General features: G+C 37.4%; 13 protein-coding genes and 1 pseudogene. 2 read left to right on the top strand and 12 right to left on the bottom strand.

The window, feature by feature from the left end:
• Positions 1 to 324 precede the first annotated feature (324 nt).
• The 3 genes from BALCAV_RS17575 to BALCAV_RS17565 all read right to left on the bottom strand — a co-directional run bounded on the left by BALCAV_RS17575 (position 325) and on the right by BALCAV_RS17565 (position 4298).
• The gene (locus BALCAV_RS17575) at positions 325 to 2079 is read right to left on the bottom strand and encodes a glycoside hydrolase family 13 protein (RefSeq protein WP_003321135.1); all 1755 of its coding nucleotides are present in this window, start codon (positions 2077 to 2079) and stop codon (positions 325 to 327) included.
• Positions 2080 to 2260: 181 nt separating this feature from the next.
• Positions 2261 to 3187 carry a LacI family DNA-binding transcriptional regulator gene (locus tag BALCAV_RS21305; protein ID WP_003321136.1) on the bottom strand — a complete coding sequence of 309 codons (927 nt, stop codon included), beginning with the start codon at positions 3185 to 3187 and terminating at the stop codon, positions 2261 to 2263.
• Between the two features lie 142 nt (positions 3188 to 3329).
• Entirely contained in the window at positions 3330 to 4298 is a 969-nt protein-coding gene (locus BALCAV_RS17565; RefSeq protein ID WP_003321137.1) for an iron-hydroxamate ABC transporter substrate-binding protein, read from the bottom strand.
• A 185-nt stretch (positions 4299 to 4483) separates the two neighbouring features.
• On the opposite strand from BALCAV_RS17565, the gene BALCAV_RS17560 reads away from it, so the two are divergent.
• Positions 4484 to 5512: a FecCD family ABC transporter permease gene (locus BALCAV_RS17560; protein WP_040324184.1), complete on the top strand. Its 1029-nt coding sequence runs from the start codon at positions 4484 to 4486 to the stop codon at positions 5510 to 5512.
• Complete coding sequence (locus BALCAV_RS17555; RefSeq protein WP_003321139.1) at positions 5512 to 6531, top strand: FecCD family ABC transporter permease; 1020 nt, start codon at positions 5512 to 5514, stop codon at positions 6529 to 6531. Before BALCAV_RS17560 ends, BALCAV_RS17555 begins: the two co-directional genes overlap by 1 nt.
• A 184-nt stretch (positions 6532 to 6715) precedes the next feature.
• Here the strand turns inward: BALCAV_RS17555 and BALCAV_RS17550 are convergent, their stop codons facing one another.
• From BALCAV_RS17550 to arsC, 9 genes and pseudogenes are all read right to left on the bottom strand, one after another.
• A complete protein-coding gene (locus tag BALCAV_RS17550; protein WP_003321140.1) occupies positions 6716 to 7267 on the bottom strand; it encodes an NADPH-dependent FMN reductase in 552 nt (183 codons plus the stop codon).
• A gap of 241 nt (positions 7268 to 7508) precedes the next feature.
• A pseudogene (gene ggt, locus BALCAV_RS17545) lies at positions 7509 to 9076 on the bottom strand (gamma-glutamyltransferase).
• Between the two features lie 87 nt (positions 9077 to 9163).
• Positions 9164 to 10156 carry an ABC transporter ATP-binding protein gene (locus tag BALCAV_RS17540; protein WP_003321143.1) on the bottom strand — a complete coding sequence of 331 codons (993 nt, stop codon included), beginning with the start codon at positions 10154 to 10156 and terminating at the stop codon, positions 9164 to 9166.
• The gene (locus tag BALCAV_RS17535) at positions 10122 to 11156 is read right to left on the bottom strand and encodes an ABC transporter ATP-binding protein (protein ID WP_003321144.1); all 1035 of its coding nucleotides are present in this window, start codon (positions 11154 to 11156) and stop codon (positions 10122 to 10124) included. Before BALCAV_RS17535 ends, BALCAV_RS17540 begins: the two co-directional genes overlap by 35 nt.
• A gap of 53 nt (positions 11157 to 11209) precedes the next feature.
• Positions 11210 to 12100, bottom strand: a complete 891-nt coding sequence (locus BALCAV_RS17530; protein ID WP_003321145.1) for an ABC transporter permease — start codon at positions 12098 to 12100, stop codon at positions 11210 to 11212.
• Positions 12100 to 13056 (bottom strand): ABC transporter permease, encoded by a 957-nt coding sequence (locus BALCAV_RS17525; RefSeq protein ID WP_003321146.1) that lies wholly within the window; start codon positions 13054 to 13056, stop codon positions 12100 to 12102. The genes BALCAV_RS17530 and BALCAV_RS17525 overlap by 1 nt, the downstream gene beginning before the upstream one ends.
• Positions 13057 to 13132: 76 nt before the next feature.
• Complete coding sequence (locus BALCAV_RS17520) at positions 13133 to 14671, bottom strand: ABC transporter substrate-binding protein (protein WP_003321147.1); 1539 nt, start codon at positions 14669 to 14671, stop codon at positions 13133 to 13135.
• Between the two features lie 52 nt (positions 14672 to 14723).
• On the bottom strand, positions 14724 to 15431 hold the full coding sequence (locus BALCAV_RS17515) for a FadR/GntR family transcriptional regulator (protein ID WP_003321148.1): 708 nt from the start codon (positions 15429 to 15431) through the stop codon (positions 14724 to 14726).
• 601 nt (positions 15432 to 16032) lie between these two features.
• A complete protein-coding gene (gene arsC, locus BALCAV_RS17510; protein WP_003321149.1) occupies positions 16033 to 16452 on the bottom strand; it encodes an arsenate reductase (thioredoxin) in 420 nt (139 codons plus the stop codon).
• Positions 16453 to 16459 lie beyond the last annotated feature (7 nt).

Raw genomic sequence — 16459 nt, 5'->3', positions numbered from 1 at the left:
AAATACGCCGAACTTCCCTTTACTCGGCTCCTTTTTCTGCTTCTCAATTCTAAATACGCCGAACTTCCGCTTTGCTCGGCTCTTTTTTCTGCTTCACGGTTCTTAATACGCCGAACTTCTCTTTGCTCGGCTCTTTTTTCCGCTTCACGGTTCTTAATACGCCGAACTTCCGCTTCTCCTCCACTTGGCCCCTCTCACCATGGTTTATTCAAATTGATACGCCCCTAATTAACCCAATTAAATGGTTTTATCATTTCTTATACAAAAAAACTGATGAGATTCTTCCACATCTCTCATCAGTTTCTTCAAAATAATTGGCTGCGATTATTTCTCCTTCAAAATCAAGTAGGAATAATCCTCTAAATAAATCGACTCTTTCATCTCTACATTCTCATCATTTATTAGGTTCATAAAGTGTTTATTTTGAAGCTCTTTTGGCAATGAAACTGTTCCAGCACCTTCTGTATGGAAAATGAAATAAAGATGACCTTGATCGCTTTTCTTTTTGTATATAATGTTATTTTCTTCTACAGTCAAAAATTCAAATTTCCCATGTGAACCGAACTCAGGGTACTCTTTTCTTAACCTGCATAACGTCGCAATATTACCTTGCTCTCGTTCCTCATCCCATGGCATACAACGACGATTGTCCGGGTCCTCTCCACCATCTAAGTAAATTTCACTACCATAATAAATGGAGATCGCTCCTTGTACCGACAGCAATAAAGCAAAACACATATCAATCTTGCGTTTATCTCCGTTGGCCCAGCGCGTAATTCGAGTTGTATCATGACTATCTAATAAGGTGAACATCCCTTGATTGATATTGTCCGAATAACGTAGGAGGGCATGGACAAAATCATTTTGAAACTGAATCCCATTAATTCGTCCAGTCGCAATCCAATCTTGAATTGGTCGCGATAATGGATAGTTCATTACCCCATCAAATTGATCGCCATGCAACCATGCTTGACTGTCATGCCAAATTTCCCCACAAATATAAAGGTCCTCTTTTACAGCCTTCACTTCTTTTCTGAATTCGCGCCAAAAAGCGTGATCCACTTCATTAGCGACATCAATTCTCCAGCCATCAATGTCGGTTTCTGTAATCCAGTAGCGACTAATCGTTAATAAATAATCAATCACTTCAGGGTTAGATGTATTTAATTTTGGCATTGCTGGCACAAAATTTTGATACGACCATTTCTCAACAGGTCCTTCCGTCTGTTCAAATAGAAACCAATTAAAGAACTTAGAATCTTTACCTTTTTGTAACACATCTTGAAATGGATAGGATTTATCACCGATATGGTTAAAAACCGCATCCAGCATCACCTTCATCCCTTTATCATGGGCTTTATCAACGAGCTCACGTAAGTCTTCCTTTGTACCAAAAGCTGGGTCAATTTGAAAATAGTCAACCGTATCATACTTATGAGAGGTCGTCGCTTCAAAAATAGGCGTTAAATAGATTCCTGTTATGCCGAGTCCTTTAATATAATCTAGCTTATTAATGATGCCACGAAGATCACCACCATAAAAGGAGTACTGACCTAACTCAGCCCCTTTTTTATTCCAAGCGATCACCCCATCTGGATCAATCGTTGCGTCGCCGTTTGCAAATCGATCCGGGAAAATTTGATACCATACTGTATCCTTCACCCAAGCTGGTGCGGCAAAAACATCGACCTCATGTACAAATGGAAAAGCAAAGTAACTATTAATATCATTTTCGATCCCTGGCTCATCCGTTTTGAAAAAACCTCGATCTAAATAATAAAGTTCTTCTTGTCCATCATTCACAAGAAAGCCGTACCTCATTTTATAATCAATCGGTTCCACTTCCGTAAACCAATAATCAAACATTTCCGTCTGGAACTCACGAGTCATTTTAACTTTACGTTTCATCCATTGCCATGTCCCATCTTCTTGCTCCTGCCAGCCTACTTCTGAATCAGTTAAAAGATAGACCTCTTGTAGGTCATCACGCTCACTCTTCAATCGAATGTGAACGGTTTTTCCATCAAAAGCATAAGAAAAATGACTTTTTGCTCGATGATAAATCGCATGTTTATTCATTAAAAAGAACCCCCCTAAATTGAGTAAAAGACTAAAAATCAAGCACTTACATCAATAAATCCAAATCACTTAATCGTTTAAGTAACCTCTAAAAAGAAAAGCGAAAAAGCAATGTCATTTCACCGCTTAAACGCTTAAGTTAACTTGATTTTACCATACTTTAGTAAGCTGTCAATAAAAACTAATGGCCTTCCCTAGGAACAATAAACTGATAGCGTGGAATTTCATCGTGCTGCTCCCAATTAATCAAAGACTGAACTAAAGTAAAGACAGCCTCTGCCTTTTGTTTATGACTGATAACAATCTTTTTTGTAGTTGCCAACAGCAATTTGGATTCCGAATTAGAAATAACCGTCGTTAATGTGAACGATTGACTTCGAATACGCTCTAGTTGTAAACCAATCATTTCACTCATCGCGAGGACTTCTGTAATCACACCGTTATGAAGCTCATCTGCTAGTTCCTGCAACTGATTTGAGAAAAAGATATTTGATTTAGGGAAATATTTCGCAGCTAAATCAATTAAATCTTTTTTTGCAAACTCCTTTAAAACGATGGCAGAACTTTTTTGTTTATGTTCGTTTACATACTCTGTAAACAGCTTCTCATAATCAGTAAGAACGGTATGAAATATAGGATCATCAGGATCACAATCAACAAAAAGAACAGGGATAACAAAGTTCTTTGTAACAGACTTTAACATCTCTTCTTTAATCCCCACTACGATCACCGCGTCCATAGCTCTTTGCTGAAAAGGTTTGTCCTCTTCACTTAATACTTGATGGACGGGTATCAGAATTGTATCGAGATGAAGCGTGGCCAATTGTTCTTTGATCTGCTCAGTTAATTGAAAAAATTCTAGAGCTTCACTTGCAGCTTCAACCAGCTTCGCATCATAAATGATTCCTATTAACTTGCTTTTCTGGTTGACTAAAGATTTGGCTTCCATATTCGGTACATAATGAAGTTTTTTGGCGATATTAAAAACCTTCAATCTCGTTTCATGACTAATTTTCTGCTTCTCTGAATAATTAAGTACATATGAAACCGTCGCAACAGACACTCCAGCCTCTCGCGCAATATCCTTTAAAGTCGCTCTCTTTTGCATAATCAATCCATCCCTAAACTTCCTTTTTGTCTCTTTATAATACCATAATTAGGGAAAGAAAAGGACTGTCTTATTAAGGTTAACCTACCTCATAAGACAGTCCTATTCCATGTTTTATTTCGATAATTAAACTAGATGAGCTCTAATCGATTAAACTATTTAAAATATCATCGATAATTTGTCCATTGGCGATAGCTCCTTGGTAAAGCCAAGACGTATCTGGTCCAAATTCATAAACTTGTCCCTTTTGAACAGCAGGGATGTTTTTCCATAAAGACTCATTAATCGCAGAATCTTCTATGCCCGTATCGCTATTAATAAGGAAAAGATGATCAGCATCTAATTCTACCAATTTCTCTAATGAAATCGAGCTCCAGTTCGCTGCATCACTTGCTGAGATCTCTTCAACTACAGAAGGAACGCCAAGCCCTAAGTCACCATACATAACCGAACCACTTGATAAATTTTTATTTACAATAAAAAAGCTATCATTTACGAGCCAAATCGCCGCTGCTGATTCGTCACTAATTTCTGCTTGTATCTTATCTTTTGCTTGCTCTGCTTTGGCATCGTATTCAGCTAGTACTTGCTCTGCTTCTTCTTCTTTATTTAAAATTTCAGCAATCGTTGTTAAATTTATACGCCAATCACTATTTTCCTCTTCTCCAATAACATATGTTGGCGCGATTTTTGAATATTGTTCATACTTACCACCTTCCACTAAAGAAGGAGAGTCAACAATAATTAAATCGGGTTCAAAACTGCTTACAGCCTCAAAAGGTAAATCATGCGGTACTAATGGCACTCCATCTAAATCTCCTTGAAGATAATCTTGAATGCTTGCTCCATCATGTACAGACCACTGAGCTACAGGCTCGACATCTAATGCGACTAAACTATCTTCTAAATAGCTTGCAATAATTCTTTCAGGATTAGCTGGAATTGTCACTTCATTCCCTAAAGTATCTGTTAACACTCGCTCTTGCGATTGTTCACTTGTATTTGTTTCATCATTAGTATTTTCTGACTCTCCATCATTTCCGCATGCGACTAAAGCAACAGCTAATAGACCGACAGAGATTAATTTATAAAACGCTTTTGACTTCAACATCTTTCTTTCCTCCTAATTTTCACTTCCATCATATGAATGATAACAATTTTCATTCTCACTTACAATATCTTTTTTATTTAATTTAGACATTCATGATTGAGATTTTAATGCTACTCTCCTATAATGAAAATGATTATCAGTTTCGCTATAAAGAAAGAAGATGGTTTTATGCCTATGTTTTCATTATGAATAATCAAAAAAAACAACCAAAAGTAAAATCTAAACCAACTATTGCGTCGATGATTCTCACTAGTGGTTTTATTCTATTACTGTTATCGATTGCAGCCTCTACGGCTTTCGGTGCAGCAGACATTCAAATAAAGACCGTTTGGGAAGGGATTTTTTCTTTTAATCCAAACGAATCTTCCCATATTATTATTCGTGAGCTCCGTTTACCACGTGCCATCGCAGCAGCATTTATTGGAGCTGCTTTAGCTGTATCCGGAGCGATTATGCAAGCGATGACTAGAAACCCTCTTGCCTCGCCTTCCATTATGGGTGTCAGTGCAGGGGCAGGTTTTTTCCTTGCGATAGCGTTTGTCATTTGGCCAAACATATCTTATTTTTATTTACTTATTGTTTCATTTATTGGGGCAGGTCTAGGGGCAGGTTTTGTTTTCGGCATTGCCTCATTATCAAAAGGAGGCATGTCACCAGTTAAATTGGCCTTAGCGGGAACAGCAATCACCTCTTTACTAAGCTCAATCTCAACGGTGATTGGCCTTCGCTATAATATTGCCAAAGATATTAGCTTTTGGCATGCTGGTGGAGTTGCCGGTATTCAAAGCCACAGTCTTTATTATTTAATCCCTCCTGTTGTGATTGGGATATTCCTTTCTCTGTTTCTTTCTCGTTCCTTGACGGTTTTAAGTTTAGGAGAGGATATGGCCAAAGGGTTGGGGCAACGAACAAAAACAGTCAAAGTATTAGGGACGATAACTGTTCTATTATTGACCGGAGCTGCGGTCTCTGTTTCTGGTGTTATTGGGTTCGTTGGATTAATCGTGCCTCATATCACTAGATTTTTAGTTGGATTGGATTATCGTTGGATTATTCCTTGTTCCGCGATTTTAGGTGGCCTCTTACTAGTATTAGCTGATATTGTTGGCCGGACGATTAATCCTCCATTTGAAATTCCAGTCGGTGCCGTAACAGCGATTATCGGTGTCCCTTTCTTCCTCTATTTAGCTCGGAATGAAGGGAGGGGCTTATAATGGAACTTATGCAACAACAACGAAAAAAGGCGATTAAGCTTGCCTTTTTGCTTCTAATAGCTATCTGCATCATCTTTATTATTAGTTTAAATACAGGCTTAACCAAATTAAGTCCTTCTGAAGTTCTCCAAACATTATTAGGAAATGGGGAGCATCGAAATTGGGTCATTTTAGTAGAGTTCCGCTTGCCACGAATGGTGCTGGCATTATTAGTTGGAGCTGGAATTGCAACAGCCGGGGCGATTTTACAAGGAATTTCACGTAACCCTCTAGCCGATCCCGGAATCATTGGGATCAATGCTGGTGCTGGATTTTCCGTTGTGCTGTATATGTATTTTTTCCAAGGAAGCACCTTTTTAAATGGAGCACTATCGATTTATTCCTTGCCCTTTACAGCTTTAATAGGAGCTTTTACAGCAGCCTTACTCATTTATTGGTTAGCTTGGAAAAATGGCGTTACGGCGACAAGGTTAATCCTAGTTGGGATTGGAATTAATGCCGCTTTTAACGCTGGTGTGATTGTGTTTCAATTAATGATGGAGCCCAATGACTTCACCAAGGCCCTCACTTGGCTATCAGGCTCTATTTGGGGAACAAACTGGACATTTGTTTGGTCTTTATTACCTTGGATTGTCATTTTAATCCCACTTGTCTATATAAAGGCTCGAATCCTCGATCTCATTTCTTTAGGAGATTCCACAGCAATCGGTCTTGGTGTCAATATAGAAAGAGAGCGATTTATTCTCTTAATGTTAGCCGTTACCTTAGCAGGAGCCTGTGTGTCAGTAGGTGGAGGAATTGCCTTTTTAGGATTGATCGCCCCTCATTTAGCAAAAAGATTAATTGGTTCAAGGCATCAATTATTTATACCTATATCAGCGTTATTAGGGGCTTTTCTTTTAATAGCCGCAGATACACTTGGACGAGTAATTATGGCTCCAGCCGAAGTTCCAGTTGGATTAGTCGTTTCTGTTTTAGGAGTCCCTTACTTTATCTATTTATTAATCAAAACACCTTGAATTTAGTCAGATAGGACTGCCAAAAGGTTTTTACCTTTTGAGAGCAGTCCTTTTTATTATTGCTGCTTATTTTTGGAGTTGCTAATAGAATATTGAAACAAAATGCATTCAGGCAAACAAAAAAGGCTGCCAAAGCTTTTACGCTCTTTTTGGACAGCCTCATTTTATCAGCTTATCTATTCAGTTATTTTCTTAACGTTTTTAAGGCTCCACTCCAAGCAATGGTCTGATCAAGCATGGCATTCACATTATCAAGATGTAAGTCCGCTGGTTTAAAAGTCGTATAGTTTTCAAAATCAGTAAACAAAGAGAGTGTCGGATGAACACGAACATCAGCAATCATGAGTTCACCCATAATTCCACGTAAATGTTCCGCTGCACGAGCTCCACCAGTCGAACCATAACTGACAATACCTGCCGCTTTGTTATTCCAAGCTTCTCTGGCAAAATCAAGAGCATTTTTTAACGCTCCTGTAATGCTATGATTGTATTCTTGGACAATAAAGACAAAACCATCTAATTCCGCAAGCTTCTCATTCCAAGCCGCAATCCCTGGTTCTTTTCCATCTGTTGTTCCTAAAAACGGTAATTGAAAATCAGCAATATCCACTATTTCGTAGTTAGCGTCGCCACGTTTGTCCGCAATTTCTTTCACCCATTCCCCAACTTGTGGACTCACTCGCCCTTCTCGTGTACTCCCTAAAATAATGCCAATGTTTAATTTTTCGTTTGCCATTTTATTTGTCCTCCTAAGTTGTTTCATTTATTTCTATGAATAGAATAACCTAAAAGAACAATAAATGGAAGAAGGCACAATAAAATGACATAGTATCCTAAAAGATACCTACAGAAGCAGCACCTATTTTGCCTCATAATTTTGAAAGAAAATCAGCTCTTAAACTAGCTTGTTTTAATATCGAAAGAAAAACTCGCAAGTTCTCTAGCCTGCGAGTTTTGACTTATACTGATTTAATTACTTACCAAACAGCAACGACCCCATCTGTCCTAAATTCGGTTCCACCTGCTAAAACTCCTGTATTAGCATCTCTCCAAATAATCTGACCTCTTCCAAAAGACGTATTATCTAAGGCTATCTCAACCTCGTGCCCTCGCCGTTCTAATTCTTGAGCAATATGTAGAGGAAATTGTGGCTCAACTTTTATTTTTTCCCCTTCATCCATTGCCACCTTGGGCCATCTAGTGCCGCTTGTGGGTTTAATCGATTATCAATCGTGTTGATCATAACTTGCAAATGACCTTGAGGTTGCATAAACCCCCCCATAACCCCAAACGGCCCTACTGCTTTATCATCTTTTGTTAAAAAACCGGGAATAATCGTATGATACGTTCTTTTATTACCCTCTAAATGATTTTCATGTTCTGGATCAAGCGAAAAATTGTGGCCTCTATTTTGCATAGAAATGCCTGTTTCGGGAATCACAATTCCAGAGCCAAACCCCATATAGTTGCTTTGAATAAAAGAAACCATATTTCCCTCTTCATCTGCAGTGGCTAAATACACCGTCCCGCCCTTTGGAGGATTGCCAGGTGCTGGAGTCAAAGCCGTCTGACCTATTTGTTCAGCTCTACTTTTTGCATATTGTTCCGATAATAGTTCTTCAACACTTACAGACATTTTCTGTTCTTCCGTAATATATTTTAAGCCATCTGAAAAAGCCAATTTAATCGACTCAATTTGTTTATGATAACGCTCAACTTCATTATCATTTTTTAAATCAAAATTTTTCAAAGTATTAAGTGCTAATAAAGCGACTAAGCCTTGTCCATTTGGTGGAATTTCCCAGACGTCATATCCTCGGTAATTGACTTTAATCGGATTTACCCATTCTGGTTTAAATGATGCTAAATCTTCTTCCATCATATAGCCACCATACTTTTTTGAAAAAGACGCCATTTTAGTTGCGAGACTTCCTCTATAAAAGCTCTCTCCATTTGTTTCCGCAATTTCCCTTAACGTATTTGCATGCCCTTGAGATGACCAAACTTCGCCAATTTTAGGAGCTTTTCCATTTGGAGCAAATGTTTCAAACCAATACTGAAATTCATCGCCTACTAAATTCTTTTTAAAGTTTTCAGTTGCACGGCTCCACATTTTCCCTAAAACTGGTGAGATTGGGAAACCTTTTCCCGCATATTCAATCGCCGGTTTTAATACTTCAGTTAAAGGAAGCCTTCCAAATTTTTTAGACAACTCCACCCATGCCCCCACTGCTCCAGGAACGGTCACAGGAGTCCATCCATATTTAGGCATTTCTTCATACCCTTTTTCCTTCACAGCTTCAATTGAAATCGATTTAGGAGATTTACCACTGGCATTTAATCCATGTAATTTATCTTTTACCCACACTAACGCAAAGGCATCACTCCCAATTCCATTTGAAGTTGGTTCCACAACGGTTAAACAAGCTGCCGTCGCTATCGCTGCATCAATAGCATTTCCACCCTTTTTTAGTATTTCGATTCCTGCTTCCGCTGCTAATGGTTGCGAAGTAGCGACCATGCCCTTTTTAGCAAATGTCACCATCCGTTGTGAACGATATGGATACTCTTGATAATTAAATTTCAACTCATTTCCCCCTCTTAATATATATTTATCTCTTATTAAAAAAACTTATACTAAATGACACGATACATAATGTTCATTTGCTATCTTCCTAAAATCCGGTTCTTTTTCTCGACAAATATTCTCCGCAGCAGGGCACCTTGTATGAAAGCGGCAACCCTTTGGAATATTCAGAGGGCTTGGTACATCACCCTTTAATATTATTCTTTCTTTCTTATTTACCGACGTTACATCCGGAATCGAAGAAAACAAGGCTTGAGTATAAGGATGTTTAGGGTCTTGATACATTGCTTTTTTATTTGCTAACTCGACTACCTTTCCTAAATACATGACACCTACTCTATCACTGATGTGTTTCACGACTGATAAGTCATGTGAAATAAAAATATAGGTCAAATTATATTTATATTTTAATTTTTTTAACAAATTTAAAACTTGTGCTTGTACAGAAACATCTAATGCGGATACGGCTTCATCACATATAATTAATTTCGGTTTAACCGCTAATGCCCTTGCAATGCTAATACGTTGACGTTGCCCGCCACTAAACTCATGAGGATATCGCCAATAATGCTCTTTATTCAATCCAACATCCTCTAATAGCTTTTGAACATACTTTAGTACCTCGTTTTTTGGTACAATCTTATGGACATGAATGATTTCACTTAACATCGCTCCAACTGTCATTCTTTGGTTTAATGATCCAAATGGATCTTGAAAGATAATTTGAATATCTTTTCTTATTTCTCTTAATCGCTTCCGATTAAATTTACTTATGTCCTCTCCTTCAAACAAAACCTCTCCTTCAGTTGGTGTTTGAAGCTGTAAAATTGTTCTCCCCATCGTCGATTTCCCACACCCAGATTCTCCAACAATTCCTAATGTCTCTCCTTTTTTAACAACAAATGAAACACCATCAACCGCTTTAACAAATCGACTATTTTTCTTAAATAAAGAATTATTTTCTAAAGGAAAATACTTTTTAATGGATTGTACTTCTAATAAATTATCGGGTTGCTGCAACTTCTCGATATTCTTCATCTCTCCACCTCTCCCCTGACATATGATTCCAATTTTCTGTATACATCCAACAGCTTACCTCTTGATTATCATTAACAGATATAAGCGGTGGAAGTTTTGAAAAGCAATCTTTTACAGCATTTGGACATCGAGTAGCGAACCGACACCCTTTTGGCATCTCATTCGGATTCGGAACAGATCCTTCAATAATTGGAAGTTCCTTTTGCTCAACATCTAACTTTGGTATAGATTCTATTAACCCTTTTGTATAAGGGTGTAGTGGCTCTTTAAATAAAGATTTTACACTGCTGTATTCGACCACTTTGCCTGCATACATGACAATTACTTTATCTGCCACTTCATTCACAACACCTAAATCATGGGTAATCATAATGATCGACATATTAAATTCTTGTTTTAATGAATTCATTAATTCTAATATTTGAGCTTGAATGGTTACGTCTAGAGCAGTTGTCGGTTCATCAGCAATGAGTAATTTCGGATTACATGATAAGGCCATCGCAATCATAATACGTTGCCTCATCCCCCCACTTAATTCATGGGGATAGCTATAAACACGTTCTTCTGGTGAAGGGATACCTACTAATCGCAACATTTCAACTGCTTTATTTAACGCCTCTTTTTTTGAAACCTTTTGATGAAGTTTAATCGCTTCTGCTATTTGTTTTCCCACACGATGTACTGGATTTAGTGAGGTCATTGGCTCCTGAAAAATCATCGAAATATCATTACCACGGATTTTGCTCATTTCTGTTTTCGTTTTTTCGGTTAAAGATTGTCCATCAAATAGGATTTCTCCTTCACTTACTTGCCCCATCTTCGGTAATAAACCCATTATTGATAATGATGTTAAACTTTTTCCACAGCCTGACTCACCGACAATACATAATGTTTCACCCTTCCTTACCGAAAAATCTACTCCATTCAAGATTGTTGTAAAGCCTTTTTTATGTTTGAAGCCAACGTGTAGATTTTTTACAACTAATTGATTGTTTTCCATTTTAGTTTGTTCACCCTCCTACACAATGCTTTGTCATTCACTTCATATCATTATTACTTTAATTTTGGATCTAACATATCTCTTATTCCATCACCAAATAAGTTGATAGAAATAACCGTTAAAAATATGAACAATCCTGGAAATAAGGCAATCCATGGAGCCGTTGCTAAATATCCTTGTCCAGCTGATAACATAGCTCCCCAACTTGCTGTAGGTGGTTGAGTCCCTAAACCTAAATAACTAAGTGATGCTTCAGATATGATAGCTGAAGCAATAGCCAAAGTTGCTTGAACCATAATAGGTGCCATCGTATTCGGCAAAATATGTTTGGAAATAATACGCCAATCTTTCAATCCAGATGCTTTACCAGCTTCTACATATTCCCTCTCGCGATGAGCAATAACTTCAGAACGGATTAACCGAATAAAATTTGGCGTTAAAACAATACCAATCGCAATCATTGCGTTTTCCAAACCAGCTCCTAACACTGCAGCTAAAGCTAATGCTAGAACTAGTGGTGGAAATGACAGCATCGCATCCGTAATCCTCATAATAATAAATTCATCCCAAAATCCTCTGTAATATCCGGAAATTAACCCAATAGGAACACCGATTGCTAAAGCAATTCCAACGGATATTAATCCAGCTTGCAACGATACCTGTGCACCATAAATCACTCGACTAAGAACATCTCGACCAATTTCATCCGTCCCAAACCAATGCTCTGCACTAGGTCCTTGTAAAATCATCGAATAATTTTGTGCAGTAGGGTCATATGGAACTATAAAAGGAGCAAATAATGCTATAAAAATGAGTAAAAAAGTGAATATACCACCAAATACAGCTAATTTATTCTGAAAAAAGCGTGACATCATTGCTTTAAGCATTTCAACTCTTGGACTAGGTACTTTACTATTAATTTCAAGACTAGATGTTTGGGCCATTATTTCGTCCCTCCTGCTAGCTTAATCCTCGGATCTAATACTGTGTATAAAATATCGACCATGAAGTTTATTAATATGACAGCAAAAGCCATAAACATAACCGCTCCTTGTACAACCGGAAAATCCCTCGTTAAAATGGAAGTAACCACTAATTGTCCGATACCAGGAACAGCAAAAATCGTTTCTGTAATGACCGCGCCACCCAAAAAGGTGGCCATTTGTAAACCACTTACCGTAATGACAGGTATTAAAGCATTTCTAAAAGCATGGCCAAAAACAACACCTCTTTCTAAAAGCCCTTTTGCATAACCTGTACGAATAAAATCTGCCTGTAAAACTTCCAACAAGCTGGACCGTAACATCCGAGTTAACTCAGCTGAAAGCCTTATTCCAATTGTAATGGCCGGCAAAATCATTAACATTAAACTTCTCGTAAAGTCCTCACTCAAAGGTACGTACCCTGAAGGTGGTAACCAACCAAGTGTTACGGCAAATACAAAGATTAATAAAATCCCTAAAAAAAATGGCGGTATGGATACTCCCGATAAAGCAAATAAAGTACTTGAGTAATCCCAAAGTGTTCCTTTTCTAGTTGCACTAATAATACCAACCGGAACCGCGATCATAATCGCTATAAAAAAAGACATGATCGTTAGCTGCAAGGTGACAGGTATTTTCTGCACAAGTATGGTGGTGACAGGTGTATTATCTCTTATCGAATGACCAAAATCGCCTTGTAGTACACCGGTGACCCATTCGAAATATTGAATAATAAGGGGTTGATTTAAGCCCATCTCTTCTCGTAATGATTCTAAAGCCTCTGGGGTTGCTTCTTGTCCCAAAATTAATGTTGCAGGATCACCAGGCAGCACATTAACAAGTGAAAAAATAATCACACTTACTAAAAATAAAATTGCCCCCATTAATCCAACCCTTCGAAGAATAAACTTCAGCATTTTGCACCTCCAATATGGATAAATGAATGATGCTCCATAGAAAATCGTAAGAACCTATGGAACATCAAATACATGATTATTCGAAATAAATGGAATTTGTCCGAATCATCTGATCAGCAATATGTCTAAACCCTTTTACGTAATTCTTCATAGCTTTATAGTCTTGTTCGTGATAAACAAATACGTATGGAGATTCTTCCCATAACAAATCTGAAATCTCTTCATATATTTCTTTTCTCGCCTCTACATCGACAGTGGTTCTCGCTTCATCAAGTAACTTGTCCATAGTTGGATTAGCAAAATTACTATAGTTATTGCTTGCATTCGAATAAAAGAAGCGATAAGCATTACCATCTGGATCAATTCGACCACTCCAACCTAATCGGACCGCTTGAAAATCACCACTCTCTAACTGATCCAACATCGTTCCAAATTCAACCATTTCAATATTCATAGTCATGCCTATTTCACTTAACATTTGTTGAATCATTTGAGCCATTTGTTCTTCTTCTGGTCGTGGATTAATTTTTAACGTAAACGAAACATCAGATACTCCAGCTTCTTCTAATAGCTTTTTCGCTTCTTCTACATTTGCATTCGGTTGCTCAAATTCAGGTGCTGCCCAACTAATTGGTGGAAATGGACTAACAGATGGGATCGCCCCTCCATGAAAAACAACATTGGTAATTGCTTCTCGATCTATTGCTAGGTTGATAGCTTTTCTAACTTCCTTTTGTGTAAACGGTTCAACCGTTGTGTTTAAATGAATTCCTTGGAATCCAATTCCGTCTTGTTCAAGCAATGTGATATTAGGGTCATTTGACAATATCTCTATATCTTTAAAAGCAATTTTATTTAACATATCTAAATCACCTGATACAAGATTGGTTACCCGCACATTACTATCAGCAAAAGGTCGAATCTCTACTTTTTCAAATGCAGGTAATTCATCCCAATAGTCCTCAAATCGACTTAACTCAATTTTGCTTTGACTAACTCGACTGTCAAACTTATATGGCCCTGTTCCTACTGGTTGATTAGCAAAATCATTTCCTAGTTCCTCTACAGCGGTTGGAGAAACCATCATTCCCGCTCGGTCAGTTAACACGGATAAAAACGGAGCAAAAGGTTCAGATAACACTAAGTCAACTTCATAGTCATTTATAATTACTATTTCTTCTAGCAAGTTAACCTCTGAAGCTCTTGGAGAACTAAATGATGGATCCAACATTCTATCAAAATTAAACTTTACAGCTTCTGCATTAAATGGGGTCCCATCATGAAATACGACATCTTCTTCTAAATAAAAAGTGTACGTCAACCCATCTTCAGATATATCCCAATCCTTAGCTAGCTCACCAACAAATTCTAAATTTTCATCAATATCTAATAATTTGTTATATAAACTTTGAAATGTCTGTCTATCTACAGCAGCCGAAGAACGATGTGGGTCTAATTGTGGTGGGTCATCATCTAAACCAATAACTAAAACGTCTTTATCTGTTGCCTCATTGGCCGCTACCCCACCAATATCAGTGGAAGTATTTTCTGCAGAATTACATGCAAATAGCGTAAGAACAGCTAAAACTATAAAAACCTCTAAGATTCTTTTCACCTTTAAATTCACCCCTAAATGACAAATTTTTTAATCATTCTATATAAAAAACTCACTTTTTTAATGAGCTTCTTACTAACTTCATCTCCTTAATTTTTTTATAACGTTCCGTCACATCTAATAAGTGCTCTCCCATCGACTTTCTCGCTAATTCAACCTCGCCCGACTTTATAGCTGAATAAATCTTTTGATGATATTCAAGACTATTTTGTTTGCTCTCAACCTTCAATAATTCTAATTTGAAAGAATAAATAAGGTCCGAAATAAAATCATAAACCTTTAATAAAACTTTATTATCTGTAGCAAGGGCTATCGAACGATGAAAAAGGGTATCAGGTTCAATTGTTGGTCGATTATTCTCTATCGCCTCCACATGTAGCATTAAAGCTTGTTCCATTTTTTGAAGTGCTTGTTTAGAAGCTAATTCCGCCGCTTTTCCAGCCATTTCGACTTCTAGCATGAACCGAAAATCTAATAAATCACTTGAAACTTTTGTATCCATTAATGCAGAAGCAACAAATGTATCAACTAAATGATTGAGTTCTATTTTTTTGACGAATACACCTATTCCCATCCTTTTCTCCAAAACATCCATATCTACTAAAGTATTTAATGCTTCTCGTACAGAAGATCTGCCAACCCCTAATATTTCCATTAATTCTCTTTCAGACGGCAATTTACTACCAATTACATATTTTTCATTTTTAATCTCATTTACGATATATTCAGTTACGGTTGTACTCACTTTTTTCATCATCATTATTTAAAAAACCTGTTCGACCTAACTTACCTGTCTGATAGGTTTATAAATCCTCCCCCCTTTTTACTTAATCATGTCCTACCTGTTTGACATGCCTATAAAATATCACACTTTTCTGTTAATTGTGCATTTGGCGTTAGATTATATTACGTGCTTTTTGATTATTGCAAATGAAATATCTAAACCGATTCTATAAAACCATTTAGCTGTCATTTTCTCAAGTTCCCTTAAGAATCAGACAACCTTAATTAAGTGAACCTGTTAAAAAAAAATTTTTTGGGTTATTCGCACCATAATTTGCCGCAGCACGGATTTTTATTACCTATTCACCTTTATTTACACCCTAATATGCCGCAGCACGGATTTTCATTACCTATTCCGCACTTTTCGCACCCTAATTTACTACAGCACAGCATTTCATTACCTATCTCATATCATTCGCACAATAATTTACCACAGCACAAATTTTCATTACCTATCTCATCTTTTTCACGCACTCAGCCAAAATAAAAAAGCACACTCTTCCCTGCCTAACAGGAGCAGGGAAGAGCATACTTTTTCGTTGTTTTTTTAAACCTCACGGGGTTTTTCCATTTAACTTTTAATTACCTGTTTCCGCAAAGCTTTGGATTCGTGCCCCAATCTCGTCACGGACGCGTTGGAAGAAGGCCCATTTTTCCTGATCTGTTCCTTCCGCTTTTGCTGGGTCATCGAATCCCCAGTGATCGCGTTTTACATGAGGTGGTGTCGTCGGACATTTATCTGCTGCATCGCCACATAGTGTTACGACTAAGTCAGCATGATTTAAAATCTCTCGGTCAATGACATCTGATGTCTGATTGGAAATATCGATGTCCACTTCTTTCATCGCTTTTATTGCATTCGGATTTAATCCATGTGCTTCAATACCAGCACTGTACACATCCCACTCACTCGCTAAAAATTGTTTCGCAAAGCCTTCCGCCATTTGACTGCGGCAAGAGTTTCCCGTACAAAGAAAATAAATCGTTTTTTTAGACATAATCATT

This window comes from Alkalihalobacillus alcalophilus ATCC 27647 = CGMCC 1.3604, assembly GCF_000292245.2.
Taxonomy (GTDB): Bacteria; Bacillota; Bacilli; order Bacillales; family Bacillaceae_D; genus Alkalihalobacillus; species Alkalihalobacillus alcalophilus.
Note: the sequence above shows the minus strand (reverse complement) of the source record. Positions and strands in the feature narration are given on the sequence as shown.